Genomic DNA, 25,041 nt, shown 5'->3' with positions numbered 1-25,041 from the left:
CAACGGGCCTGTCGGCTGGGCGGTCTCAAGGGTCAATTTTGGCAATCAACCCGTTCTGGTTTTCAATTTCAATTCGCATCACGACTGTCGCGCATCAGCACAAGTCATTATTTTCAATGCGATAGGTTCAGACGTCACCCTGCGTGAGCTTTGCCAAACCCTGACCAGAACACACCGGAAAATTCTCCGGTTCGACCTTGTTGAATTCAATCGTAGCAGTCGGCGGGAGGGTGTCAAGCAGGTATTTGATTATCTTTTGCGCAATTGGTCGAACAGATTAAATTTTAATCACAATTATGTTTCGTTCCCGTCCAATGAATTGGGCAGGTTGGGTGACGGCGTCAAAAATGTGAAAATCAGCAAGCATTTACCGCGCCTGCGAACAGGCGAAATGTGCTGCTGTGGCGTGAAAGCCTATTCGCGAAATCCGGGATCCAGTCGGTCGGCAAGGCGCATTTGCGCGTCCCATTCCAATGCGACGTCCCCGTCGTCATATGCCATCTGGCTGAACTGGTCTGATACGCGTTTTATCACCGCATCATCAATAGCCCGAAGCGGCCGTCCCATCGCCAATGTGGATTCCTGAATTTCACATGCCCGGTTCAGGTAAAACATGTTGGAAAACATCTGTCCGGCGGTTTCGCCAACGGTCAAAAGACCATGATTGCGCAGGATCAGCGCGATGTTCGTGCCAAGTGCTTCAACGATTCTCTCGCGTTCTTCAAGATCAAGGGCGATGCCCTCATAATCGTGATAGCCGATCTGGCCATAATACTGCAGGGCAATCTGGTTAAGCGGCATCAGACCTTCTTCCAGGCATGAAACTGCAAATCCCGACCGCGTATGGGTATGCATCACCCAGGCGGCATCATGGCGTCCGATATGTACCGCACTGTGAATGGTAAAGCCCGCCGGATTGACGCGATAGGGACTGTCCGCAACCTTGTTGCCATCAACATCAATCTTGACCAGCGATGATGCGGTAATTTCCTCCCACATCAGCCCATAGGGATTGATCAGGAAATGTCCCGGTTCGCCCGGAACGCGTGCCGAAATATGGGTATAGATCGTATCGGTCATCTTGTAGTGCGCGGCCAGCCGGTAACAGGCGGCAAGTTCAATGCGGCACTGCTTTTCAGCATCGCTGATCTTGCTGTCGCTCATGACGCTTGCGGGCGCGTCTTTCTGTGTTGCGATATGCATCCCCGACTCCATTGATCTGATCAAACGACTTTACTCTTTGATATACACTTGTTTAACTGAGGATGAAACCAAAGCGCAAATTTTCTTGTTTTTGCAGCCGTAATTCGGATGTGAAAACGCCGATAAGGAGCGCAGAAAACTTCTGTTCAGGGGACTTTGACTGATGGCGGTGGCAGAACCGATTTACGGTGTTCTTCTCAGCGATACGATGGATCTCAAAAGCTATTATTCGCTTGATTTCGGTGACAAGGCCCCGGATGTCCGCCTGCTGAACCCTGATGAAGTCACCAACCCTGATTTGATCCGTTTCGCGGTGTGCTGGCTGCCAGGACAGGTGGCGTTTTCGCCCTATCGCAATATTGAAATGGCAATGTCGGTTGGCGCCGGGGTGGATGATTTGCTGAAACATCCGGGCTTGAAGAAAGACGTCGCGATTTGCCGCGTCCGTGACCCCAATCAGGCACATCTGATGGCGGGGTATGCGGTGCATGAAGTTGTCCATGTTGAACGCGGTTTTGCCCAGATGCAGCAAAGTCAGGCCAAGGCAGAATGGGCACCCCCGGCGATTCGACCGCCGCGTGATCTGAGGGTTGCCGTGCTTGGTCATGGCTCTATGGGAGCCTGCGTGGTGCATGCACTTGCAGCTTCCGGCTTTAGCGTTTCCGTCGCCTGTCGACGAGATCCAGGTGACCCGGTCAAAGGGGTAAAATATTTCACCGGCGCCGATTCGGTGCTGCAATCCGTGGCTGGTCAGGACATCGTGATCAATGTCCTTCCTCTGACAGCCCAGACCGAGGATGTCTTGAACGCAGAACTGTTTTCAAAGCTGGCCAAGGGTGCCTGGCTGATCCAGATCGGGCGGGGTGAACATCTGGTCGAGGATGACTTTGTTGCAGCCCTTGACAGTGGGCAGCTCAGTGGTGCGACCCTTGATGTCTTTCGCGAAGAACCGCTTCCCGCCGATCATCCCTTCTGGGTCGATCCTCGGCTGCGCATTACCCCGCATATCGCCAGTGATACAACCCCGCGCATTGTCGCCGAACAGGCGCTGCAATCGGCTCGTGAACTGCATGCGGGCAAGCCGCTCAGCCTTGCGATCAGCCGGGGTCAGGGCTACTGACCACGCTGTCCGGCATGTCTGCCATCGATTGTGACCTTGAAACCGAATTAAAATTATTCAATTGTATAACAGTGCGATGATTTGATCAGATCTGCATGCGAGCTGTCTGCTGTTCGGGAACCGGGAATGAGCCGAAAAACATTTCAACGTCTGTCACTTGATGACCGCCGCCGTTCCTTGATGGAGGCGACCTTGACCTGTGTTGCCCGCCACGGTCTGCACGGGGCATCGGTGCGCCGGATAACCGAGGAAGCCGGGGTGACGGTCGGGCTTGTGCGCCACTATTTCGGCAGCAAGGATGAATTGATCCGAAATGCCTATGCCTACCTCGTCGGCCAGTTGACGGCACAGGCCAGTGAAAGTGCGCGCGCGACCGAAGGCAAGTCCGAGGCGCAACTGGCAAGCTTCCTGCGCGCCAACCTGACCAAACCCAACATGGACGAAGAAACCGTCTCGCTTTGGGCGACGTTCATCGGCCGGGTGCGCCATGATCCGGGCTTTGCCGAAATTCACCGTGATGGTTATCGCGAGTTCCTCAATGTTCTCGAATCCCTGATTGAACCGGTCCTGATCGCTCACGGTTGCCCCTATAGCATAGCGATTTGCCGCAATCACGCGATTGCATTGAATGGCCTGATTGATGGTCTTTGGATGGAAGGGGCGATCAATTCCGGCCTTTATGCCCAGGATATCCTGCCCGATCTGATCACCAGCGCGGCTGAGCGCCTGCTGGATCTGCCGGCTGGCACCTTGTCCGCCCCCGACATTCCCCATCACACCTCGAATGCGCCGACACATCCCAAGCAACAAAGTAAGCCGTCATGAGATATGCCAAGATTACCGAACGCCTTGCCGAACTGGGCGGGGCGAAATGGGCCGTTCATAACACCGCACGCGACCGCGAGGCCGAAGGGGCGAAGATCATCGAACTGACAATTGGCGAGCCGGATATTCCCGTCGATCCGGCCCTGATTGATGCTTGCGAGGCCTCCATGCGCCGCGGTCGCACCCATTATTCAAATGGCCGCGGCGAGGTCGGCTTGCTGGACGCGCTGGTGGAAAAATACAAACCCGTCTGGCCCGATGTCACACCGGAAAACATCCTGTGTTTCCCGGGCACGCAAACCGCGCTTTATACCGTCATGACGGCTCTTGTCGATGCGGGCGAAGGGGTGCTGGTCGGTGATCCTTACTATGCAACCTATGCCGGGGTGATCCGCGCATCGGGGGCGGAGCTGCAATCTGTTCCGCTGTCGATTGAGCACGGCTTTATCATGCAGCCGGGTGACCTGCGCGCTGCGATCACCAAGGACAGCCGCGTGTTGTTGCTCAACACGCCGCACAATCCGTCGGGCGCTTTGCTGGATCGTGAAACCTTGGCCCAGCTTGGCAAAATCGCCATCGAACATGATCTGTGGATTGTTTGTGACGAGGTCTATGAGGATCTGGTGTTTGAAGGAACATTTGCCTCCCCGCTTGAGATCGCAGAGCTGCGTGATCGCACCATCGTCACCTCCTCGATCTCGAAAACCTATGCCGCCACCGGGTTCAGGAGCGGTTGGGCCGTAGGGCCAGAGGAACTCTGCACCAAGGTGCTGCCAATTTCCGAAACCATCCTGTTTGGCAATCAGCCCTTCATTGCCGATGCGACCGAGGTGGCACTACGCGGCAATTTCGATACCGCCAAACGCATGTGCAAAAGCTACGCCGCCCGTGTCGATATGATCGAGACGGAGCTCGCCGGGTGCGATGTGCTCAAACCCGGCAAGGTCTCAGGCGGCATGTTTGCCATGATCGATGTCGGGGCGACGGGAATGAATGGCGAAGAATTTGCCTGGGGGCTTTTGGATGATCAAAACGTCGCGGTCATGCCCGGCGCATCCTTTGGCGAAAACGCCAAAAACCTGATCCGCGTGGCACTCACCGTGCCGGATGACGAACTCTGCGAAGCCATCAAACGCATCCGGGCCTTTGCCGAAAAATCGGTCTAAGGCCCGGCTTTGCGCATTTTGGGCTTATGCCTTGGGCATATCACCCCGGATGATATAGGCCAGTGCCGCAACCACCTGTTCGGGTTCGCGCGCCACACCATTGGCCGCACCATCGACTTCCTTAAGCGCATGATCATGCTCAGTCGGATGGAGCGTAATATAAGGAATGCCAAGGGCGGCTGCCTGACCGGCATCAAAGGCCGCGTTCCACTGCTTGTATTTTTCGCCAAAGCGGATGACGGCAAGATCGGACTGTGACAGCAGGGTTTGCGTGCGCATGGCGTTAAGCTGCGCGCCCTTGCGGTCGTGCCAGAACTTGTTTTCTTCCGCGCCAAAAACAGCAACGCCGCAATCATCAGAATCTTCATGCACGGTGATCGGGGCGACCAGCTCGACGGGAAGGCCCGCTTCTTTCACGCCGGTTTCAATGCGCTCGCGCCAATCGCTGTGAATTTCACCCGACAAATAGACGGTCCAAACCTTGCTCATGGTCTTCTCCCTTTTGGATTTGCTGGGCGGCAGTCTTCGGGGAAGGGTGGTATTCTGTCAAGCAAGACCCTGAAACGACAAAACCCGTCGCCAAAGGCAACGGGTTTTGAATGGTGGAGCCGATCAGGATCGAACTGACGACCTCTACAATGCCATTGTAGCGCTCTCCCAACTGAGCTACGGCCCCACTTTGTCCGCGACGCAGTCTGCAAGGCAGGCTCTGCGGCGCGGCGCATATTTAGAAGGTTCGCCAAATATTGGCAAGACCCTTTTTCAAAATTTCTTAGCGATCGTCGTCGTCTGTTTCGACGTGCTCATAGACTTCGTTCAGATCGTCGTCGTCTTCGCCAAGATCAGATGCATCTTCAAGGATATCCTCGTCGATATTGCTATCAACGTCATCATCAAGATCATCGTCAAGGTCGTTGACGTCATCGACGTCTTCGTCTTCTTCCGGTGCCGGTTTGGCAACAGCGGATTTCTTGACCTTGGTCAGTCCGTCGGGTGTTTTGCATTTCGGGCAAACAACCGGGGTCCGGTTCAGGTCGTAATACTTAGTACCACAGGCGAGGCAGTGACGTTTCTTACCGCGTGCTGACATTACGGCAAATCCTCTTAATTACCGTTATCAATTAAGAAAAAGACTGTATGTGGCAAAACGCAGCAAGGCTGCGCACAGCGTCTTGTCTGAAAGGCCCAATTGCCATCTTGTCGGACCCTTGTCAAAAGGAAATTGCACGATTTTCCTTTTGGCAAAGCGCTAGGGTCCGGACCTATTGATTTGATTGGAATGGCAGAGCTTATATTTGTGAAGCCCAAGGAAAAGCCCGCCGAGCGGGTTGGCATCCCGCACAAGGGGTTTGACGCAGGAGTTCGCAAATATAAGCTCTGTCCTTCGGATCGTTCAGATTTGCACGGGCTACTTTGTCGCAAAGCCTTGAAAGATAAAAATCTTCCGGCTGCTTCGCTTCGCGTATCCGCACAAATCTGAGCGACCATTCAAACCAAATCAATAGGTCCGGACCCTAGGATAAATCTGCCGCACATTGATGGAAATTCCCATACCAAATTTCGGGTTCGATACTGGTGCCTGCCAACCGCTTGTGCTAGAGCATTGATCCCCTGATTGAACGGCCCGCGCGCGCCTGAAAACATGGCCGCAGCGCAGCGCTTTTTCAATCAGCCTTTTTGTTGATGATAAAACACTGACTGGCAGGTACGAGCCCATGAGTTCTTCGCACACCAAACGCCCGCTTTCCTCGGCCAAGGCCGGGCCGCTATCGGGCGATATCCGGGTTCCGGGTGACAAATCTATTTCTCATCGTTCCCTGATGTTTGGTGGTCTGGCAGTTGGTACGACCAAGGTTACCGGCCTGCTCGAAGGCGAAGACGTCTTGGCAACGGCGGACGCCATGCGCAAACTTGGCGCAACCGTCATCCGTGATGAAGATGGCACCTGGCATGTTACCGGTGTCGGCGTCGGGGCGCTGCGCGAACCCGATAGCGTGATTGATATGGGCAATGCGGGTACGGGCATTCGTCTGATGGCCGGGATCGTTGCCACCCACCCGATCACGACCTTTTTTACCGGCGACGCGTCGCTTTGCAAACGCCCGATGGGCCGTGTTGCTGATCCGTTGTCGGAATTCGGCGCGCAGTTCATCACCCGTGATCGCGGCCGTCCGCCGATGGCAGTGATTGGCACCGATGAAGCAAAGCCTGTGACCTATACCTTGCCGATGGCTTCCGCCCAGGTGAAGTCGGCGGTGATGCTGGCCGGCTTGAACACGACGGGCACCACCACGGTGATCGAACCCAAACCGTCGCGCGATCATACCGAACGCATGCTGCGTCACTTTGGCGTCGATGTGGATGTGAAGGTCAATGACGATGGTGGCCGTACCGTCAGTCTGACCGGCCCGGTCGACATGAAGGCGGCTGATATTGTCGTTCCGACCGATCCAAGCTCGGCGGCGTTTCCGATGGTTGCAGCCCTGATCAATTCTGAGAGCAACGTCACCATTCGCGATGTGTGCCTGAACCCGCTGCGCACCGGTCTGATCACAACCCTTGTTGAAATGGGCGGCGACATCACGATCACCAACGAGCGCGAAGAGGCTGGCGAAACCATCGGTGATCTGGTGGTGACCGGCAAGAACCGGCTCAAGGGCATTGTTGTTCCGGCTGAACGTGCGCCCTCGATGATTGACGAATATCCGGTTCTCGCAGTGGCCGCAGCCTATGCGGAGGGTGAAACCCGCATGTGCGATCTCGAAGAACTGCGCGTGAAGGAATCGGATCGTCTGGCGGCGGTTGCTGCCGGGCTTGAAGCCAACGGTGTGATTCACCGGATCGAAGGCGATGATTTGATTGTGACCGGGGGCGTGGTGCCGGGCGGTGGCATGGTGGAAACCCATCTTGATCATCGTATTGCGATGTCATTCCTGGTTCTGGGTCTTGGCGCAGAAAAACCGGTTGCGGTTGATGATGCCAACCCGATTGCGACAAGCTTCCCAAACTTCGAAGGTCTGATGAACGACATGGGCGCGAAGTTTGCCCTGCATTCCTGACTTGGCCGACCAATATATTAAGTCACCGATCAGACTTGTATAATCAGCAGATATAATCACGAGGGAGTGACCCATATGATCATCGCCATTGATGGGCCGGCCGCGTCCGGCAAGGGGACCTTGGCACGTCGAGTCGCGGACGCAATGGACTATGCCTATCTTGATACCGGGCTTCTGTATCGTGCGACCGGTGCGAAAGTTCTGGCGGAAAATGGCGATCCGGCTGATGAGGCCGCAGCGGTTCGTGCTGCAGAAAATCTGAGTGCCGCCGATCTCGAAGGTGAAGCACTTCGTAGCGAAGAAGTTGGAACAGCTGCCTCAAAAGTTGCAGCGATTCCAAGGGTTCGCGCCGTGTTGCTTGATTTTCAGCGCACCCTTGCCAGCACCCCGCCAGGCGGTAAGCGCGGGGCTGTTTTGGATGGCCGCGATATCGGAACCGTGGTCTGTCCGGATGCCCCGATCAAGTTTTACTTAACGGCAAGTGTCGAAGAACGTGCAAACCGTCGGTTCAAACAGTTGCAGGAAAAAAATCCCGCTGCTATATACGAGCGCGTTCTTAAAGAGCTTGAAGAACGGGATGCCCGAGACAGTGCTCGCGATGTCGCACCGCTCAAGATGGCAGATGACGCAATCCATATTGATACGGACCGTCTGAATGCCAACGCAGTGTTCGATGCCGTCATGGCACATATCCATACCCATATGGGTGCGGATGACTGATCAAAAGGCGTTTTAACCGTCAGGCGTTGAACGATCCCGAGGTACCGGTCCTTTGGCCTGTCCCTAAGGTGAACGACTTGTGCGTTCACCTTTTCGTGTATGGAAGGTTCGCCTTCACATGCGTTCGGTTTTGAACAGTGAATGACAAATCGCCGCGATTTTGCGGCAAAGACCACCGGATACAACCGGTTGGCCAGAATATAGTGACGATACTCGAAAGGAAGTCTGGTTTATGACCACCGCTGAAGAAGCACAATTCTCAACTGGCGAAGATTTCGCCGCCCTGCTGGCTGAAACCCTTGGTTCTGAAGACGAAGGTTTTGTCGGCCGCGTAATGACCGGTTCGGTCGTTAAAAAAACCGACGATGATGCCATCGTCGATGTCGGCCTGAAATCCGAAGGCCGCGTTCCGCTTAAAGAATTTGGCGCAGGCGAAGTAAACATTGGCGATACCGTCGATGTTTATGTCGACCGCTATGAAAACAAGGATGGTCTGATCGTCCTGTCGCGCGAAAAAGCGCGCCGCGAAGAAGCCTGGGTTGAGCTGGAAAAACAGTTCTCCGATGGCAAACGCGTCGACGGCACCATCTTTGGTCGTGTTAAAGGCGGCTTCACCGTTGACCTGTCGGGCGCTGTTGCGTTCCTGCCGGGTTCCCAGGTGGACATCCGTCCGGTACGTGACGTCACCCCGCTGATGAACAACCCGCAGCCGTTCCAGATCCTGAAAATGGATCGTTCGCGCGGTAACATCGTGGTTTCGCGTCGTGCCGTTCTCGAAGAGACCCGTGCAGAACAGCGTGCTGAACTGATCCAGAACCTTCAGGAAGGTCAGGTTCTTGACGGCGTTGTCAAAAACATCACCGATTACGGCGCATTCGTCGATCTTGGTGGCGTTGATGGCCTGCTGCACGTTACCGACATTGCTTGGAAACGTATCAACCATCCGTCCGAAGCTCTGCAGATCGGCCAGACTGTTAAGGTCCAGGTTATCCGCTTCAACAGCGAAACCCAGCGTATCTCGCTTGGCATGAAGCAGCTTGAAGCTGATCCGTGGGAAGGTGTCGAAGCCAAATACCCGGTCGGTTCGAAATTCGAAGGTCGTGTCACCAACATCACCGATTACGGCGCATTCGTCGAACTCGAAGCTGGTGTCGAAGGCCTGGTCCACGTTTCCGAAATGTCCTGGACCAAGAAAAACATCCACCCGGGCAAAATCGTTTCGACCTCGCAGGAAGTCGAAGTCATGGTGCTCGACGTCGATGCTCAGAAACGTCGTATCTCGCTTGGCCTCAAGCAGTGCACCTCGAACCCTTGGGATGCCTTCCTTGCAGCTCACCCGGTCGAGTCCGAGATCGAAGGCGAAGTCAAGAACATCACCGAATTCGGTCTGTTCATTGGCCTCATGGGCGGTATCGACGGTATGGCTCACCTCTCGGACCTGTCATGGGACCGCGCTGGTGAAGAAGTCATCAAGGAATACAAAAAAGGTGACATCGTCAAAGCCAAGGTTCTTGACGTTGACGTCGAAAAAGAACGCATCTCGCTTGGCATCAAACAGCTTGCTGGCGATCCGTTCAAAGAAGCCGTTACCGGCATCAAACGTGGCGAAGCAGTAACCTGTGAAGTCACCGAAGTGAACGACGGTGGCATCGAGGTTTCCGTTGGCGACACCGAACTCAAAGGCTTCATCCGTAAAGCTGAACTGGCGCGCGAGCGTTCGGAACAGCGTCCGGAACGCTTTGCAGTTGGTGAAAAAGTCGACGCACGTGTTACCGCGATCGATTCCAAAACCCGCAAGGTTTCCCTCTCTGTCAAAGCTCTTGAAGTTGCTGACGAGAAGAAAGCAATGGCGGATTACGGTTCGGCAGACAGCGGCGCATCGCTCGGCGACATCCTCGGCGAAGCTCTGCGCAAGAAACAGGAAGGCGGCGAATAAGCCACCCTCCGACGAAATACGCTCTGCATCTTTGCAGAACGAAAAGACGGGTCGCGCTTTGCGCGGCCCGTTTTCTTTTGCGCCAATGGCGGCTGCTTTGGCCCGAACCAGGACGCAAGATGATATCCATTGTCACGCATGTCTGATGGGGCGCGACGTTGCACCAGATTGTATATCGTCTGCTTTATGGATGTAATTTTCCCCCGACTCTGCCGATATCGGCATTTTTCGCGAAAATTTTGATTTTAAACGCTTTTTGTTCTTGCCTTCCGGGCCGAGAAAAACCATTTGAAGAGACAGGTTTAAGGGGTCACACTCTTCTAAGTATTTGATTGAACGATTATAACTGGAACACCTCCATGGCGCTTGATGCCGATATCCTGCTGGATCGACGTCGACTGAAAAAATCCATCTTCCGCTGGCGCGTGGTGGCTGTGATTGCCGTGCTTGCGGTGATCGTGATCGGCTTGTCTGGCACCGGTGTGAAGGACAGTGTTCTGGGCGGCATTGGCCCGAAGATCGTTGAAGTCACCATCGAAGGTGTGATCACCGAAGACCCGTATCTTCTTGATGCACTCAGTGCCATCGAAGAAGACAGCGACGTTGTGGGTGTGATTGTTCATATCAACAGCCCGGGCGGTACCATGGTCGGTGGCGAAACGCTGTTTGAGGCGCTCGGCCGTATTGGTGAAACCCGGCCGATTGTTGCTGAAATGGGCACGGTTGCGGCGTCCGGCGGCTATATGACCGCAATTGCCGCAGACCATATCATTGCAAGGCGCGGCACGATTACCGGGTCGATCGGCGTGATTTTCCAGTCGATGAATTTCAATGGAACGCTTGAAAAACTTGGTGTTGAACCGCTGACGGTAAAAAGCGGTCCGCTTAAGGCTGCACCGAATCCGTTCGAACCTGTTGATGATGTTGCAAAATCGGCCATGCAGGGCCTGATTTCGGACATGTTTGACGTGTTTGTTGAGATGGTTGCAACCCGCCGCGACATGTCGGTGGACACCGTGACGGCTCTTGCCGATGGTCGCGTCTATACAGGACAGCAGGCTGTTGCCAACGGGTTGATTGACGAAATTGGAGGCCGTCGTGAAGCCTTGCGCTGGCTGCAAGAAGAAGCCGGTGTCACGACGGATGCACAGGTAGTGCCGCTTGAAATTGAATATCCGGAAGACGATTTCATGAGTGCTGTTCTTGAGGGGAACCTCGGAAAAGTACTGTCATCTGAGGGGCTTAAACTTGACGGTTTGCTGACGGTCTGGCAACCTGAGTAAGAGTTACCCAAACAGATAATTGAATCTCCGGTTGAGTGATGCTGTCAGTACCAACAGGATGGGGCCTGAAAAATGACAAAATCTGAATTGATCGCCCGACTTGCGGAGATGAATCCGCATCTCTACCAACGCGACGTTGAACGGATTGTGGCTACGATTTTTGACGAGATCACCGACGCGCTTGCACGTGGCGACCGGGTCGAGTTGCGCGGCTTTGGCGCGTTTTCCGTCAAACAGCGTGATGCCCGCGTTGGACGTAACCCGCGTACCGGGGATGCCGTCCCTGTCGGGGAAAAGAAAGTTCCCTATTTCAAAACCGGCAAACAGCTTCGCGAACGTTTGAACTGATTTCCGCCTGATCCGTTTCCGGCTTTGATCGGGCATGACTCGTATTGCGTCACCCGTACCCGCCCGATCTGGCCACATGCGACACACAAAAACTGTGTGACTGTCGCCATGGCTTTTGTCCGGATCTTGCCCCATACTGATCAGCCTGACGATCAAATGTGACCTATTGCCGGGTCCTGACCCATCCTGTGCGGGAAGGGTTAAGGGCTGCGGCACAAGGAGCTTGAGAATGCGCTTCCTCTACTGGATTATTTCCATCCCGCTTGCCGTTTTGATTGCGGTGTTTGCAGTTTCCAACCGGGCACTGGTAACGATTTCGCTTTGGCCACTACCGTTCGAAGTCGATCTGCCGTTGTTCCTGCCGATCATGGTTGCGCTGCTGATCGGGCTTGGAATCGGTTTTGCCTTTGAATGGTTGTTGCAGGGCAAGCACCGTCGCGCCGCGCGCCGCATGGACAGCGAACTCAAGCGCATCAAAACCGACGACCCAACACCACACACCGATCAAAAGGCCATCGGCCACAGCTAGGTGATTTGAAGGGCTCCGTTTCGGGGCCCTTTTGCTATCTGCGCCGATCAACAGGGATGATGTTGCCGCAAACGGACAATCCATGGCCAAGGCCCGATTTGACATTGGCCTTTGGGATCAAATCGGCTAATCCATGTCCGGTCCGCAGCCGCAGGAATTTCCAGCCATTCTGACAGATGTGGGCCTGACCCTGCTGCCAGCTCAATGGAGGACCGCATGACCCAGACCCTTGCCGCCAAAGACCGTATTTTCTGTGCGATTGATACCACCGATCTCGATCATGCGATCAATCTGGCCTCAAGCCTGTCGGGCATCATCGGCGGGGCCAAACTTGGCAAGGAATTCTTCGCGGCCCACGGGCCACAAGGGGTCAAGGCGGTCGCCAAGGCCGGGATGCCGATCTTTCTCGATGTCAAATATCACGATATTCCCAATACGGTGGCCGGTGCGGTGCGTGCCGTAACACCGCTCGGGCTCAAGATCGTCAATGTGCATGCCGCAGGCGGTCTGGACATGATGAAACGTGCAGGCGACGCCGCGCGCGAAGCTGCCGACAAGGCAGGCGTTGAAGTCCCCTGGGTCATTGCCGTGACCATCCTGACCAGCATGGACCAGGGCGATCTTGATGATGTCGGCCTGCGGGGCCCGATTGAGGACCGCGTGGTCAAACTGGCCGAACTGACCCAAAAGGCCGGTCTGGATGGTGTTGTCTGCTCGGCGCAGGAAATCACCCCGGTTCGTAAGGCCCTCGGACCCGACTTCAAACTGATCACGCCGGGTATTCGCCCAAGCTGGGCGGCAAGTGACGATCAAAAACGCATTGTCACCCCGGCTGATGCGGTCGCCATGGGCAGTGATGTTCTGGTGATTGGCCGTCCGATCACCAAGGCCGATGATCCAGTCGCTGCGGCGCAAAGGATCGTCGCCGAACTTTCCTGATTTTACCTCGATTGACCCTCTGCCGGTTTCTCGTCGCTTGGATTTGTGCCTGTTGCGACAAGCTGTCATGCAAATTTCGCGATGGATTTTCCCGCAATCCTGTCGCAAAATTGAATCGTTTCAATAATTGATGCAAAATGCGTGATCTCGCAGTTGCACAAAACTTGGCCGTGCGGTTTGCGTCACCAGCATCGCCCGCGCCAAAGTTGATCTGGAAATTCTGACATGACAGATACCGTCACCCGCCCCGGATTTTTCGGGAACCTGCCGATTCTTGCGCTTGCGCTTGCATCTTTCGGGATCGGCACCACCGAATTCGTCATCATGGGGCTTCTGCCCGATGTGGCGCTGGATCTTGGCGTCAGCATCCCTGATGCCGGGTTGCTGGTGACGGGTTATGCGCTGGGTGTGACCTTTGGCGCCCCGTTTCTGGCGATTGCCACGGCGCGCATGGACCGCAGGCGGGCTTTGTTGCTGCTGATGTCGATCTTTATTCTGGGCAATTTCCTGTGTGCGATTGCCCCGGATTACTGGCTATTGATGGCGGCCCGCGTGGTCACAGCCTTTTGCCACGGTGCCTTCTTTGGTCTGGGGGCTGTGGTGGCCTCAAACCTTGTCGCGCCGCATAAGCGGGTTCAGGCCATTGCCCTGATGTTTTCCGGATTGACGCTGGCCAATGTGCTGGGTGTGCCGTTTGGCACGGCCCTTGGTCAGGAACTTGGCTGGCGCTCGACTTTCTGGGCGGTGGTGGCAATTGGTGTCTTTGCTGCCACAGCACTTTATATCGCGCTGCCGCGCAAGATCGCCGCATCGACCGGCAGCCTCTGGCTTGAAGCCAAGTCGCTTGGCAAGCCTCAGGTTCTGCTGGCCATGCTGATCTCTGTTCTGTCGGCGGCCAGCCTGTTTAGCGTTTTCACCTATATCACGCCGATGCTCCAGGAAATCACCGGCATTACCCCGCGTCAGGTGACCTATGTCCTCTTGCTGTTTGGGGTCGGTCTGACGCTTGGCAATTATATCGGTGGGCGTCTGGGTGATTGGCGTTTGATGCCAGCAATCATTTTTGCCTTCGTCATGCTGATTGCCATCCTTGCCATCTTTACCGAAACGCTGACCTCGGTCATTCCGGCTGTCGCGACGGTGATGCTGTGGGGTGTGGTTGCCTTTGCGCTGGTGTCTCCGCTTCAGATGCGCGTGGTCAACGAGGCATCCGATGCCCCCAATCTGGCTTCCACCCTTAATCAGGGCGCCTTTAACCTTGGCAATGCGGCGGGTGCCTGGTTTGGCGGGATCGCCATTACCCAGGGCGTGTCCTATCAGCATATCCCCTGGCTTGGCGCGGCGATTGCGGTAGTGGCCCTGCTGTTCACCGTCTGGAGCCATTTGCTTGATCGACGCGATGAAGTCTTTGCCGAAAACGGTGCCAGTGCCTGAGTAAAACAAAACCCGCCAGCCTCTCGGTTGACGGGTTTTTCTTTGCTGGTGCCGGGTTGGTTGCAGATCAGCTTACCCAGTGGCGGATATGCTCCAGGCTTTGGCTGATGGTCGATCCATACTGATCAATGATCAGCTTGATCGAAATCGCAATCGAGGTCACGACAAGCAGCGGCCTTACCAGCCGCGCGCCGACCTTCATCACCATATGCGATCCGATCTGCGCACCGATCAGTGCGCCAACGGCCATCACCCCGCCGACAACCCAGACAACCTCACCGCCGGCGATAAACATCACCAGCGATGCAAAGTTCGAAGTGAAGTTCAAAACCTTGGTGTGGGCGGTCGCCTTGGTCATGTTGAAACCAAGCAAGGCAACAAAGGCGATGGAAAAGAACGATCCGGTCCCCGGGCCAAAGAAACCGTCGTAAAAGCCGATGGCAAAGCCGGCGGTAAAGGCAAAGGTGGTTTTGCCAATCATCTGATGTGCATCAATGTCACCCACCCGCGGCGAAAACAGGAAATAAAGCGCAATCAGGATCAAAAGACCGGGCAGGATAGTCATCAGAATGCCGGGATCGAGCATCTGCACCAGAACCGTCCCCAAGGCCGACCCGGCAAAGGTCAGGACAATCGCCAGGATCATATCGCGCGGATCTACATGCCCCTTGCGAATGAAATTAAGCGACGCGCTGAAACTGCCAAAACTGCCCTGAAGCTTGTTGGTTGCCAATGCCTGTGCCGGGGTCACCCCCGCCCACAAAAGGGCCGGAATGGTAATCAATCCGCCGCCGCCTGCGATGGCATCGACAAAACCGGCCAATGTGGCAACGGCAAACAGAATCACTAAAAGATCAAAACCAAATTCCATCGGCGGGCTTTCAATTGGGCCGCAACCGCGTGTTCTGGGGCGATGCGGTCTGTCAAAACAGCGCACATCATATGTCTTTCAATCCACGCGTCCAGTCGGAACGATTTCACTCGTTGAATTGCCCGCAGGCGATAGTCTAAAAGTCAGACACCATTCCTTGTATGAGTTCCAGATATGCCCGAATTGCCAGAGGTCGAAACAGTCACCCGTGGTCTGATACCTGTCATGGAAGGACGGGTCGTCGACCATGTTGTGCAGCGCCGTGCCAATCTGCGCTTTCCCTTCCCGGAAGGATTTGTTGATCGCATGGCCGGGCGCCGGATCAACCAACTGACCCGACGGGCGAAATACATCCTCGGCTATCTTGATGACGGGCAGGTGCTGCTTGTTCATCTGGGCATGTCCGGGCGCATGACCATCCATAATGATCCAGCGGTCGCCGCACCCGAACCGGGCAAGCATGACCATGTTGATTTCGTCATGGCTGACGGGGCCGTGGTGCGGTTTAACGATCCCAGGCGCTTTGGCGTCATCACCCTGATTGACGGGGCAGAGGTTGCTACCCACAAGATGCTGGCGGGCATCGGCCCGGAACCGCTCGGCAACGCGTTTAACGCCGAAATTCTCGCCGCAGGAATTGCCAAACGCGCAAGCCCGATCAAAACCGTTTTGCTTGATCAGAAACTGGTCGCCGGTCTTGGCAATATATATGTCTGCGAAGCCCTGTTTCGATCCGGCATCGCGCCTGATCGTCTGGCAAGGGATCTCAAGCCCGGCGAGATTGACCGTCTCTATCGTGAAATCCGCCTTGTGCTGGAAGATGCAATTGCCGCAGGCGGCTCAAGCCTGAAGGACTATCGCCAAAGCGATGGCGAGCTTGGCTATTTCCAGCACAATTTCCGTGTCTATGGCCGCGAAGGGGAAACCTGTATCGCTGATGGCTGTGATGCGACCATTGAACGCATCGTCCAAGCCGGTCGGTCGACTTTCTTCTGCCCAACTTGCCAGAAATAACCCAAACGCAATGCCCGATTGCGACTTCTGAAACTTGTGGGCATTGATGACAGGTTCGGTTGCGGGCCGGGATTAAAATCGGTAAAACAGTATCAAATTATGGTTTCAGCCGAATCGGCCCGACAACGCCACAGAAATCCGCCGGGTTCCCGCGGGCCGAACAGCGAATAAAGGATCACTCGCATGTCTTATGAAAACATCATCGCCGAGAAAAAGGGCAATGTTGGCCTGATCACGCTTAATCGCCCCAAGGCGCTGAATGCGCTGTGTGAAGCACTGATCAATGATATCGGTGCCGCACTTGATGATTTCGAATCCGATGAAAACATCCGTGCCATCGTGATTACCGGCTCGGAAAAGGCCTTTGCCGCCGGGGCCGACATCAAGGAAATGGCCGATTACGACTACATGGACGTTTATAAAAACGACTTTATCACCAAGGGTTGGACCCGTGTGGCGTCGTGCCGCAAGCCAACCATTGCAGCGGTCGCCGGATTCGCGTTGGGCGGTGGCTGCGAGATGGCGATGATGTGCGATATCATGATTGCTGCCGATACTGCCAAGTTCGGTCAGCCGGAAATCACCATCGGCACCATCCCCGGTGCGGGCGGGACTCAGCGTCTGACCCGTGCCGTCGGCAAGTCCAAGGCAATGGAAATGTGCCTGACCGGGCGCATGATGGATGCCGAAGAAGCTGAACGCGCTGGTCTGGTGGCGCGAATCGTCCCGGCCGACTCGCTTCTCGACGAAGCCCAGAAACTGGCGGAAAAGATCGCCTCCTTCTCGGGGCCGGTGTCGATGAAGGTCAAGGAATCGGTTAACAAGGCCTATGAGATGACGCTGACCGAGGGTCTGATGTTCGAGCGCCGCGAATTCCATTCGACCTTCGCGCTCGAAGATCGCGCCGAAGGCATGAAAGCGTTTGGCGAGAAGCGCAAACCCGATTTCAAGCACCGCTGATTGCGGGGCAATCGGGCGAACATGACCCCTGATTCCGTGCGTGCATATCTGTGTTGCAGGTCAAAAGACTCCTGACCCGCAGAAAATGAGGCGTTATGGCGGTATCGGGGGTTGACGAGGGTTTCGGACAGAGCTATAAGCCGCGCTCCGAATTACGTAACATTTGTTTGAAGAGACAGGTTCGCAATGGCTCACCATAAATCGGCCAAGAAGCGCATTCGCCGCAACGCCGCCCGTGCAGAAGTTAACGGTGCACGTATCGGCCGCATTCGTACTTTCGTTAAGAAAGTCGAAGCTGCGCTGAACACTGGCGACAAAGATGCTGCTCTGGCTGCGATGAAAATCGCCGAGCCGGAACTGGCGCGTGGCGCACAGCTTGGCGTTCTCCACAAGAACACCGCTGCTCGCAAGGTTTCGCGTCTGACCGCACGCATCAAAGCACTTTAATTTATCCCTTACGGGATGGCGAGTCGAAGGCCGCACCTCTGGTGCGGCCTTTTCGCTGCCCGGATTTCGCAGAATCACCTTTTGTTCCTTGGTTGCGCGGGTGCAAGAAACCGCAGAAAACAAGGGCCGTTTTGGTTGCGAAATCCTTTTAACGTTCTGTTAAAGATCGCCTTGCCTGATGTGGGTCACATCAGTACAGTGTTTCGACTTCGCTGGCTGCGCAAAGCGGTCGGCAACGAAGAACCAAAAAAACAAAAGGCGCGAGTACACTTCCCTGATGATGTGGAAGGCCAGCGTGTTGGTCACGGTCGTGATCAACGCGAAGCGGTACTGTTTTGTCTTTTGCAGTTTTGTGGTGATGAAATAGGGAAATTCGGGGAAAGGTTCTTACAGTGCAGCACGCCGTGAGGGACACACAATCGGCACTGGGGCAATCCAACGGGGGGATTGCGGGTGACGAGCACGCAGCACTTGACGATCATGCAGTTGCAACCTGGCAGTTGGTACGTGAAAAGCTGCGCGCTGAATTCGGCGCAACAGCCTATCGCTACTGGCTAGAACCGGTTGCCTTGATCGCTGTTGAAGCCGGTGTGGCGCGTTTGGGGGCGCCGACCCGTGCCATGCGTGACTGGGTTACCCAGCATTATCTCGATCGTATCCAGAAATTCTGGCACGCCGAAGATTCCGATGTGCACTTCGTTGAAATCAACATCGTTTCTGGCATGCAGGCCAATGGCTCTGCATCAGGCACGTCGAAATCTGCAAGCGCGTCTTCCTCGGCGACCGCACCGCGTGCCAAAGCCGGCCGCAAGTCCGAGTCTGCCGAAAATGCAAGCGTCGCAGACGCACCGCGTCAGTCCAATGGATCGGGCCGCACCGCGATTGCCAGCATGTCTGATGATGGCATTTCCGCCGCCCTTGATCCGCGCTACACATTCGATAATTTCGTTTTGGGCAAACCGAACGAATTCGCCTATGCCGCCGCACGCCGTCTGGCAGAGGCCGAATCGGTGCCGTTCAACCCGCTGTTCCTCTATGGCGGTGTCGGTCTTGGTAAAACCCACCTGATGCATGCGATTGCCTGGCATATCCGCCGCACCCAGCCGCACCGCACGGTGATCTACCTGTCGGCCGAGAAATTCATGTATCGCTTCATTCGTGCGCTGCGTGACAAGAACACGGTCGATTTCAAGGACCAGTTCCGCTCGGTCGATGTGCTGATGGTCGATGATGTTCAGTTCATCTCGGGCAAGGATTCGACTCAGGAAGAATTCTTCCACACCTTCAATGCGCTGGTTGATCAGGGCCGTCAGATCATTGTCTCGGCCGACAAGTCACCGTCTGACCTTGAAGACATCGAAGAACGCCTGCGCTCACGTCTGGGTTCGGGCCTTGTTGCCGATATCCATGCCACGACCTATGAGCTGCGTCTGGGCATCTTGGAGGCCAAGGCTGAACGTCAGGGCGTCGAACTGCCCCAGCGTGTGATGGAATTCCTTGCGCACAAGATCACGGCCAACGTCCGTGAACTTGAAGGCGCGCTTAACCGCGTGATTGCCCATGCCCAACTCGTGGGCCGTGAAATCGGTCTGGAGATGGTTCAGGACATCCTCCACGACGTCTTGCGTGCGTCTGAGCGCCGCGTGTCGATTGAGGAAATCCAGAAACGCGTGGCAGAGCATTTCAACATCAAGGTCTCTGACATGCATTCGGCCCGCCGTGCGCGTGCTGTGGCCCGTCCGCGTCAGGTGGCGATGTATCTGTCCAAACAGCTCACCACCCACTCGCTGCCGGAAATCGGCCGCAAGTTTGGCGGGCGTGACCACACCACGGTCATGCATGCCGTGCGCAAGATCGAAGAACTGCACGGGACGGATCCGTCGCTGTGTGAAGATATCGATCTTCTGCGTCGTATGCTCGAAAGCTGATCGGGCTTCTGATTGGCCCGCAAACGGGTGCGCATTTTGATGAAATCCGCCGTATTTTCCGGCGGATTTTGCTTTTGAATCTGGCCGGATTTCTCCCCGTATTTGATCAGCAAAACTGCGAGTCGCACGGTTTGCGCCGCTTTGCGCGTTTGGGGCGTAAATTCGTCCGCCGACTCCTTTTATTTGCTTGGGTTTAGGCCGTAAAAATCCTTCGATTTCCCAGTATGCATGTTATAATGCCCTTTCCGCACCCGAAAGGGTGTGGGTCAGGTAGGAAAACCGATTAAAAATCAATTTGTTAAACAAATACTGACAGACGGATAGGACGGGCATGAAGCTGACCATCGAACGCGCGGCGCTGTTGAAATCGCTGACCCATGTTCAAAGCGTTGTTGAACGACGTAACACCATTCCGATTCTGTCCAATATTTTGCTTCGGGCAGAGAATGATCGTCTGTCGCTGACCGCGACCGATATGGACCTCGAAGTCATCGAAACCACGACGGCCGAGGTGTCCGAGCCGGGCGCGACCACAACGCCTGCTCATACCCTGTATGAAATCGTTCGCAAGCTGCCGGAAGGCTCCCAGGTGCAGATCGCCCTTGAACCGGGTGCTGGTCGGCTGACGCTCTCTGCGGGTCGTTCGAAGTTCAATCTCGCCGTTCTGCCGGTTGATGATTTCCCGGTCATGTCCGGTGGCGACCTTCCGGTCAGCTTCGGTCTGGCTGCGGCTGAGCTGCGCGGTCTGATTGACCGTGCCGAGTTCGCCATCTCGACCGAGGAAACCCGCTATTACCTCAACGGGATCTATTTCCACGCCACCGACGCCGAAGGCACCAAAATCCTGCGCGCGGTTGCCACCGACGGTCACCGTCTGGCCCGTGTCGAGGCCCCGCTTCCCGATGGCGCTGAAAATATGCCGGGCGTCATCGTCCCGCGTAAAACCATTGGCGAGTTGCGCAAGCTGATTGATGAAACCGGCGAAGCGGTTGATATCGCGCTGTCGGATACCAAAATCCGTTTCGGCTTTGGCGATGCGGTTCTGACCTCCAAGCTGATCGATGGCACCTTCCCCGATTACGAGCGTGTCATTCCGTCGGGCAACGACAAGACGCTTGATATCGAATGCAAATCCTTTGCCGATGCCGTTGACCGTGTTTCGGCCATCTCGATTGAAAAATCGCGCGCGGTGAAGGTTGTTCTGTCGGGCACGACCCTGACCCTGTCGGCATCCAGCCCGGAACACGGCACCGCGTCGGAAGAACTTGAAATCAACTACGATGCCGAGGATATCGAAATCGGCTTTAACTCGCGCTATCTGCTCGACATCGCCAAGCAGGTCAAGGGCGATACGCTCAACCTGCTGATGTCGGACGGATCATCGCCGACCATCCTGCGTGACACCGACGACCTTTCGGCATTGTACGTTCTGATGCCGATGCGTGTGTGACGGTAACGCGATCAAGCTGTGGCTGCTCTTGCCAATAACCTCATGCCAAAAGACGGGGCGTCGATGACAAACCGTCTTGCCGTTTCCCGGATCCAGCTCAGCGAGTTTCGCTGTTACGAAGGCCTGCGTCTGTCGCTCGACAGTACGCCGGTCGTGCTGACCGGGCCGAACGGGGCGGGCAAGACCAATCTGCTCGAAGCTGTTTCTTTGCTGGCACCCGGTGGTGGATTGCGCCGCGCCAAATTGGGCGAGATGGCGCGCAGCACGCCGCCATCTGACACCGGGGCACCCCGGGCGTGGGCAGTGGCCGCAGATGTCGATACGCCTGACGGGGCGTTTCAACTGGGAACCGGCCTTGACCCGGCGGCCTTGGAACAGGGGCGCGAACGCCGCGCAGTTCGAATTGATGGGCAGGCCCAGCGTGGCCAGGCGGCCTTGGGCCGGGTCTGTGCCGCGGTTTGGCTGACACCGCAGATGGATCGGTTGTTTCTCGATGGTCCGTCAGCCCGCAGGCGCTTTCTCGATCGGCTGGTCTATGGCCTTGATCCCGATCACAGCAGCCGCGTTGCCGCCTACGAGCATTCTTTGCGCTCACGCGCCAAGCTGCTCAAGGAAGGCAAGGCCGATGATACGTGGCTGGCCTCGATTGAAGATTCGATGGTTCGCCACGGCATTGCGGTGGCCGTCGCACGGGCCGAGTTGCTTGAACGCCTGCGTCGCGCCGGGACCATGGCCATCGGGCCGTTTCCAGCCGCCCGTCTGGCGCTGACCGGGGATCTTGAAGACTGGCTTGAAAACCTGCCAGCGGTCGAGGTCGAAGATAAAATGCGGGCCGCATTGCGCGACGGACGGTCACGTGATGCGACCTATGGCGGGGCGGTGGTCGGCCCGCAACGCAGTGATTTGCTGGTTTGGCATGATGCAAAGGGCCAGTCGGCAGATCAATGCTCCACCGGGGAGCAAAAGGCGTTGTTGCTGTCGATCATTATGGCCAATACCCGCCTGCAAACGAAGGCGCGCGGGGCTGGCCCGCTGCTGTTACTTGACGAAGTGGTTGCGCATCTCGATGCAGAACGCCGCACCCACTTATTTGATGAAATCGTGGCGCTTGGCGTCCAGGCCTGGATGACAGGCACGGACCGGGCGCTGTTTGAAGGTTTGGACGGTCGTGCGCAATTCTTCCGCGTGGAAGATGCCACACTGACCCTAGAAACCACTCCGTGAATGCCGAGGTTGTGACCCTATGACCAACGAAACAGAAACGCCGAACACTGGTGAAACGTCGCCGGAGTATGGTGCAGAATCGATCAAGGTGCTTAAAGGCCTTGAAGCGGTGCGCAAACGCCCGGGCATGTATATCGGCGATACCGATGACGGAACCGGTTTGCACCACATGATCTACGAAGTCGTCGATAACGCGATCGACGAAGCGCTGGCCGGTCATTGCGATACCGTCTGGGTGCAGCTCAATGGCGATGGTTCTGCCACCATCCGCGATAACGGCCGTGGCATTCCGACCGACATGCACAAGGAAGAAGGCGTCTCCGCGGCCGAGGTCATCATGACCCAGCTCCATGCCGGCGGTAAGTTCGACCAGAACTCCTATAAGGTTTCCGGTGGTCTGCACGGCGTGGGTGTGTCGGTTGTGAACGCGCTTTCGACCCTGCTTAAACTGCGCATCTGGCGTAACGGCAAAGAACACTACATGGAGTTCTCCGGTGGTGATGCCATCAAGCCGCTCGAAGTTGTTGGCGACGCCCCGCTTACCGAAGACGGCACGCCGCTTTCGGGCACCGAGGTCACCTTCTATCCGGATGGCGAGATTTTCACCCAGCTGGAATTTGATCTTCCTACCCTCGAACATCGCCTGCGCGAACTGGCCTTCCTGAACTCGGGCGTGATCCTGACCCTGCGCGATGAACGCAGCGGCGAGCCGGTCGAGACCAAGCTGCATTACGAGGGCGGTATTCGTGCCTTTGTCGAATATCTCGACCGTAACAAGGTCCGCCAGATCGAAGAAGCGATCAGCATCGAAGGCGAAAAGGACGGTATCACCGTCGAAGTCGCCCTTCAGTGGAATGACAGCTATCACGAAACCACGCTCTGCTTTACCAACAACATTCCGCAGCGCGATGGCGGCACGCACATGGCCGGTTTCCGTGCGGCCCTGACCCGTCAGATCAACGCCTATGCCCAGGAAAGCGGCATCGCCAAAAAGGAAAAGGTTGCTCTTTCCGGCGATGATGCCCGCGAAGGCCTGTCTTGCGTGATCTCGGTCAAGGTTCCGGATCCGAAATTCTCCTCCCAGACCAAGGACAAGCTGGTTTCGTCTGAAGTCCGTCCGGTGGTGGAAAACATCCTTAATGACAAGCTCGCCCAGTGGCTTGAAGAACATCCGCAGGATGCGCGCAAGATCGTCACCAAGGTGGTCGAAGCTGCCTCTGCCCGCGAAGCCGCGCGTAAGGCCCGCGAACTGACCCGTCGTAAAGGTGCGCTGGATATCTCGTCGCTGCCCGGCAAACTCGCCGACTGTCAGGAACGCGATGCGTCCAAAGCCGAACTCTTCATCGTGGAGGGTGATTCCGCAGGTGGATCGGCCAAACAAGGCCGTGAACGTGGCTTCCAGGCCATCCTGCCGCTGCGTGGTAAGATCCTTAATGTTGAACGCGCGCGCTTTGACAAGATGCTTTCAAGTCAGGAAATCGGCACGCTGATTACCGCCATGGGCACGGGTATTGGCCGCGATGACTTTGACATCGAAAAGGCCCGCTACCACAAAATCATCATCATGACCGATGCTGACGTCGATGGTGCGCATATCCGAACCCTGCTTTTGACCTTCTTCTATCGTCAGATGCCGGAACTGGTTGAACGCGGCTATCTCTATATTGCCCAGCCGCCGCTTTATCGCGCCAAGCGTGGTAACTCGGTCCAGTATCTCAAGGACGACCGCGAGATGGAGCAATACCTGACCGCACAGGGCACAGAGGACGCTGTTCTCACCCTCGGCGATGGTCAGCAACTCGCCGGGCCGGATCTGGTGCGCATTGTCGAGCTCGCACGTAAGGCCAAAGGCTTCCTCGAACCGCTTTCGATCAAGCTTCCGATCTCGGTGCTTGAACAGGCAACCCTTGCCGGGGCGCTTAACCCGGCGCTGCTTGATGATGATGGCAAACGTCTTGAAGCCGCCCAAACGCTGGCCAAACACCTTGATACCCTCGAAGAGGACTATGATCGTGGCTGGCACGGTGAAGCGCCGATGGATGAAATCGTCCTCTGGCGCATGCTGCGCGGTGTCGAACAGCGCCACATCATTGATGGCAATATCCTGCGCTCGGCCGAGGCGCGCGCGATTGCCGGCATCCTTGGTGAGTTGCGTGAACTGTTCGAAAAGGGCGCGCAATTCGTTGCCAAGGACAAGACCTGGAAAATCAACGGCCCGGTCGATCTGGTCAATGCGGTGATGGAATATGGCCGTCGCGGCATTTCGGTCCAGCGCTACAAAGGTCTGGGTGAAATGAACCCGGATCAGCTTTGGGAAACCACGCTTGATCCGAACGTGCGCTCGCTGCTTCAGGTTAAGGTCAACCACGCCGACGAAGCCGAGGAAGTCTTCTCCACCCTCATGGGTGACGTCGTCGAACCGCGCCGGGACTTCATCCAGTCCAATGCGCTCAAGGTCGCAAACCTCGACGTTTGATCGTTCGCATGTGACGCAACGATAGCAGTGGTTGCCCACTTTCCAAAGCCCGCGCTTGTCGCGGGCTTTTGTGTTTTGTGCCAATTAAATCGAACAATTAATGCCTATT

22 protein-coding genes and 1 tRNA gene are annotated in these 25,041 nt (G+C 56.1%); 18 read left to right on the top strand and 5 right to left on the bottom strand.

The window, feature by feature from the left end; all coding sequences use genetic code 11:
• Positions 1 to 414: 414 nt before the first annotated feature.
• Positions 415 to 1,203, bottom strand: coding sequence for a class II aldolase/adducin family protein (locus HED22_RS04535; RefSeq protein ID WP_254869771.1), 789 nt, complete (start codon positions 1,201 to 1,203; stop codon positions 415 to 417).
• A 163-nt stretch (positions 1,204 to 1,366) separates the two neighbouring features.
• On the opposite strand from HED22_RS04535, the gene HED22_RS04530 reads away from it, so the two are divergent.
• The 3 genes from HED22_RS04530 to HED22_RS04520 all read left to right on the top strand — a co-directional run bounded on the left by HED22_RS04530 (position 1,367) and on the right by HED22_RS04520 (position 4,314).
• Positions 1,367 to 2,323 (top strand): NAD(P)-dependent oxidoreductase, encoded by a 957-nt coding sequence (locus HED22_RS04530; RefSeq protein ID WP_167719607.1) that lies wholly within the window; start codon positions 1,367 to 1,369, stop codon positions 2,321 to 2,323.
• A gap of 126 nt (positions 2,324 to 2,449) precedes the next feature.
• On the top strand, positions 2,450 to 3,148 hold the full coding sequence (locus HED22_RS04525) for a TetR/AcrR family transcriptional regulator (RefSeq protein ID WP_167719605.1): 699 nt from the start codon (positions 2,450 to 2,452) through the stop codon (positions 3,146 to 3,148).
• Positions 3,145 to 4,314 carry a pyridoxal phosphate-dependent aminotransferase gene (locus HED22_RS04520; RefSeq protein ID WP_167719602.1) on the top strand — a complete coding sequence of 390 codons (1,170 nt, stop codon included), beginning with the start codon at positions 3,145 to 3,147 and terminating at the stop codon, positions 4,312 to 4,314. The genes HED22_RS04525 and HED22_RS04520 overlap by 4 nt, the downstream gene beginning before the upstream one ends.
• A 24-nt stretch (positions 4,315 to 4,338) precedes the next feature.
• On the opposite strand, the gene HED22_RS04515 is transcribed toward HED22_RS04520, so the two are convergent.
• The 3 genes from HED22_RS04515 to HED22_RS04505 form a co-directional block, all read right to left on the bottom strand.
• Entirely contained in the window at positions 4,339 to 4,803 is a 465-nt protein-coding gene (locus HED22_RS04515; protein WP_167719600.1) for a YtoQ family protein, read from the bottom strand.
• A gap of 111 nt (positions 4,804 to 4,914) precedes the next feature.
• Positions 4,915 to 4,990: transfer RNA gene (locus HED22_RS04510), tRNA-Ala, on the bottom strand.
• A gap of 96 nt (positions 4,991 to 5,086) precedes the next feature.
• The gene (locus HED22_RS04505) at positions 5,087 to 5,404 is read right to left on the bottom strand and encodes an FYDLN acid domain-containing protein (RefSeq protein WP_167719598.1); all 318 of its coding nucleotides are present in this window, start codon (positions 5,402 to 5,404) and stop codon (positions 5,087 to 5,089) included.
• Positions 5,405 to 6,029: 625 nt separating this feature from the next.
• On the opposite strand from HED22_RS04505, the gene aroA reads away from it, so the two are divergent.
• The 8 genes from aroA (at position 6,030) to HED22_RS04465 (ending at position 14,562) form a co-directional block, all read left to right on the top strand.
• Complete coding sequence (aroA, locus tag HED22_RS04500) at positions 6,030 to 7,373, top strand: 3-phosphoshikimate 1-carboxyvinyltransferase (protein ID WP_167719596.1); 1,344 nt, start codon at positions 6,030 to 6,032, stop codon at positions 7,371 to 7,373.
• Positions 7,374 to 7,448: 75 nt separating this feature from the next.
• On the top strand, positions 7,449 to 8,093 hold the full coding sequence (gene cmk / locus HED22_RS04495) for a (d)CMP kinase (RefSeq protein WP_167719594.1): 645 nt from the start codon (positions 7,449 to 7,451) through the stop codon (positions 8,091 to 8,093).
• A 232-nt stretch (positions 8,094 to 8,325) separates the two neighbouring features.
• On the top strand, positions 8,326 to 10,029 hold the full coding sequence (gene rpsA, locus HED22_RS04490; protein WP_167719592.1) for a 30S ribosomal protein S1: 1,704 nt from the start codon (positions 8,326 to 8,328) through the stop codon (positions 10,027 to 10,029).
• A gap of 359 nt (positions 10,030 to 10,388) precedes the next feature.
• The gene (gene sppA, locus HED22_RS04485) at positions 10,389 to 11,312 is read left to right on the top strand and encodes a signal peptide peptidase SppA (RefSeq protein WP_167719590.1); all 924 of its coding nucleotides are present in this window, start codon (positions 10,389 to 10,391) and stop codon (positions 11,310 to 11,312) included.
• A gap of 72 nt (positions 11,313 to 11,384) precedes the next feature.
• Complete coding sequence (gene ihfB / locus HED22_RS04480; RefSeq protein WP_044830114.1) at positions 11,385 to 11,660, top strand: integration host factor subunit beta; 276 nt, start codon at positions 11,385 to 11,387, stop codon at positions 11,658 to 11,660.
• Positions 11,661 to 11,889: 229 nt separating this feature from the next.
• Complete coding sequence (locus tag HED22_RS04475) at positions 11,890 to 12,189, top strand: lipopolysaccharide assembly LapA domain-containing protein (protein ID WP_167719589.1); 300 nt, start codon at positions 11,890 to 11,892, stop codon at positions 12,187 to 12,189.
• Between the two features lie 216 nt (positions 12,190 to 12,405).
• Positions 12,406 to 13,128 carry an orotidine-5'-phosphate decarboxylase gene (gene pyrF, locus HED22_RS04470; protein ID WP_167719587.1) on the top strand — a complete coding sequence of 241 codons (723 nt, stop codon included), beginning with the start codon at positions 12,406 to 12,408 and terminating at the stop codon, positions 13,126 to 13,128.
• Positions 13,129 to 13,353: 225 nt separating this feature from the next.
• Positions 13,354 to 14,562: an MFS transporter gene (locus HED22_RS04465; protein ID WP_167719585.1), complete on the top strand. Its 1,209-nt coding sequence runs from the start codon at positions 13,354 to 13,356 to the stop codon at positions 14,560 to 14,562.
• Positions 14,563 to 14,629: 67 nt separating this feature from the next.
• Here HED22_RS04465 and HED22_RS04460 read toward each other — a convergent pair whose 3' ends face one another.
• On the bottom strand, positions 14,630 to 15,433 hold the full coding sequence (locus HED22_RS04460; RefSeq protein WP_167719583.1) for a TSUP family transporter: 804 nt from the start codon (positions 15,431 to 15,433) through the stop codon (positions 14,630 to 14,632).
• 174 nt (positions 15,434 to 15,607) lie between these two features.
• On the opposite strand from HED22_RS04460, the gene mutM reads away from it, so the two are divergent.
• The 7 genes from mutM to gyrB all read left to right on the top strand — a co-directional run bounded on the left by mutM (position 15,608) and on the right by gyrB (position 24,932).
• Positions 15,608 to 16,447, top strand: a complete 840-nt coding sequence (mutM, locus tag HED22_RS04455; protein WP_167719580.1) for a bifunctional DNA-formamidopyrimidine glycosylase/DNA-(apurinic or apyrimidinic site) lyase — start codon at positions 15,608 to 15,610, stop codon at positions 16,445 to 16,447.
• Positions 16,448 to 16,630: 183 nt separating this feature from the next.
• Complete coding sequence (locus HED22_RS04450) at positions 16,631 to 17,407, top strand: enoyl-CoA hydratase (protein ID WP_167719577.1); 777 nt, start codon at positions 16,631 to 16,633, stop codon at positions 17,405 to 17,407.
• Positions 17,408 to 17,593: 186 nt separating this feature from the next.
• Positions 17,594 to 17,854 (top strand): 30S ribosomal protein S20, encoded by a 261-nt coding sequence (rpsT, locus tag HED22_RS04445; protein WP_167719574.1) that lies wholly within the window; start codon positions 17,594 to 17,596, stop codon positions 17,852 to 17,854.
• Between the two features lie 446 nt (positions 17,855 to 18,300).
• Positions 18,301 to 19,782: a chromosomal replication initiator protein DnaA gene (gene dnaA / locus HED22_RS04440; protein ID WP_368484479.1), complete on the top strand. Its 1,482-nt coding sequence runs from the start codon at positions 18,301 to 18,303 to the stop codon at positions 19,780 to 19,782.
• 331 nt (positions 19,783 to 20,113) lie between these two features.
• Positions 20,114 to 21,232, top strand: a complete 1,119-nt coding sequence (gene dnaN, locus HED22_RS04435; protein ID WP_167719566.1) for a DNA polymerase III subunit beta — start codon at positions 20,114 to 20,116, stop codon at positions 21,230 to 21,232.
• A gap of 63 nt (positions 21,233 to 21,295) precedes the next feature.
• Complete coding sequence (gene recF, locus HED22_RS04430; RefSeq protein WP_167720368.1) at positions 21,296 to 22,456, top strand: DNA replication/repair protein RecF; 1,161 nt, start codon at positions 21,296 to 21,298, stop codon at positions 22,454 to 22,456.
• A gap of 19 nt (positions 22,457 to 22,475) precedes the next feature.
• Entirely contained in the window at positions 22,476 to 24,932 is a 2,457-nt protein-coding gene (gene gyrB, locus HED22_RS04425; protein WP_167719563.1) for a DNA topoisomerase (ATP-hydrolyzing) subunit B, read from the top strand.
• Positions 24,933 to 25,041: the final 109 nt, after the last annotated feature.

Origin of the sequence: Thalassospira sp. HF15, assembly GCF_011806525.1 — a bacterium.
Taxonomy (GTDB): Bacteria; Pseudomonadota; Alphaproteobacteria; order Rhodospirillales; family Thalassospiraceae; genus Thalassospira.
This window is presented reverse-complemented; position numbering and strand designations above follow the sequence as displayed.

Bases quoted from the DNA above. Each gene is read 5' to 3' on its own strand.
- HED22_RS04535 (WP_254869771.1), bottom strand. From the start codon at position 1,203: ATGCATATCGCAACACAGAAAGACGCGCCCGCAAGCGTCATGAGCGAC.
- HED22_RS04530 (WP_167719607.1), top strand. From the start codon at position 1,367: ATGGCGGTGGCAGAACCGATTTACGGTGTTCTTCTCAGCGATACGATG.
- HED22_RS04525 (WP_167719605.1), top strand. From the start codon at position 2,450: ATGAGCCGAAAAACATTTCAACGTCTGTCACTTGATGACCGCCGCCGT.
- HED22_RS04520 (WP_167719602.1), top strand. From the start codon at position 3,145: ATGAGATATGCCAAGATTACCGAACGCCTTGCCGAACTGGGCGGGGCG.
- HED22_RS04515 (WP_167719600.1), bottom strand. From the start codon at position 4,803: ATGAGCAAGGTTTGGACCGTCTATTTGTCGGGTGAAATTCACAGCGAT.
- HED22_RS04505 (WP_167719598.1), bottom strand. From the start codon at position 5,404: ATGTCAGCACGCGGTAAGAAACGTCACTGCCTCGCCTGTGGTACTAAG.
- aroA (WP_167719596.1), top strand. From the start codon at position 6,030: ATGAGTTCTTCGCACACCAAACGCCCGCTTTCCTCGGCCAAGGCCGGG.
- cmk (WP_167719594.1), top strand. From the start codon at position 7,449: ATGATCATCGCCATTGATGGGCCGGCCGCGTCCGGCAAGGGGACCTTG.
- rpsA (WP_167719592.1), top strand. From the start codon at position 8,326: ATGACCACCGCTGAAGAAGCACAATTCTCAACTGGCGAAGATTTCGCC.
- sppA (WP_167719590.1), top strand. From the start codon at position 10,389: ATGGCGCTTGATGCCGATATCCTGCTGGATCGACGTCGACTGAAAAAA.
- ihfB (WP_044830114.1), top strand. From the start codon at position 11,385: ATGACAAAATCTGAATTGATCGCCCGACTTGCGGAGATGAATCCGCAT.
- HED22_RS04475 (WP_167719589.1), top strand. From the start codon at position 11,890: ATGCGCTTCCTCTACTGGATTATTTCCATCCCGCTTGCCGTTTTGATT.
- pyrF (WP_167719587.1), top strand. From the start codon at position 12,406: ATGACCCAGACCCTTGCCGCCAAAGACCGTATTTTCTGTGCGATTGAT.
- HED22_RS04465 (WP_167719585.1), top strand. From the start codon at position 13,354: ATGACAGATACCGTCACCCGCCCCGGATTTTTCGGGAACCTGCCGATT.
- HED22_RS04460 (WP_167719583.1), bottom strand. From the start codon at position 15,433: ATGGAATTTGGTTTTGATCTTTTAGTGATTCTGTTTGCCGTTGCCACA.
- mutM (WP_167719580.1), top strand. From the start codon at position 15,608: ATGCCCGAATTGCCAGAGGTCGAAACAGTCACCCGTGGTCTGATACCT.
- HED22_RS04450 (WP_167719577.1), top strand. From the start codon at position 16,631: ATGTCTTATGAAAACATCATCGCCGAGAAAAAGGGCAATGTTGGCCTG.
- rpsT (WP_167719574.1), top strand. From the start codon at position 17,594: ATGGCTCACCATAAATCGGCCAAGAAGCGCATTCGCCGCAACGCCGCC.
- dnaN (WP_167719566.1), top strand. From the start codon at position 20,114: ATGAAGCTGACCATCGAACGCGCGGCGCTGTTGAAATCGCTGACCCAT.
- recF (WP_167720368.1), top strand. From the start codon at position 21,296: ATGACAAACCGTCTTGCCGTTTCCCGGATCCAGCTCAGCGAGTTTCGC.
- gyrB (WP_167719563.1), top strand. From the start codon at position 22,476: ATGACCAACGAAACAGAAACGCCGAACACTGGTGAAACGTCGCCGGAG.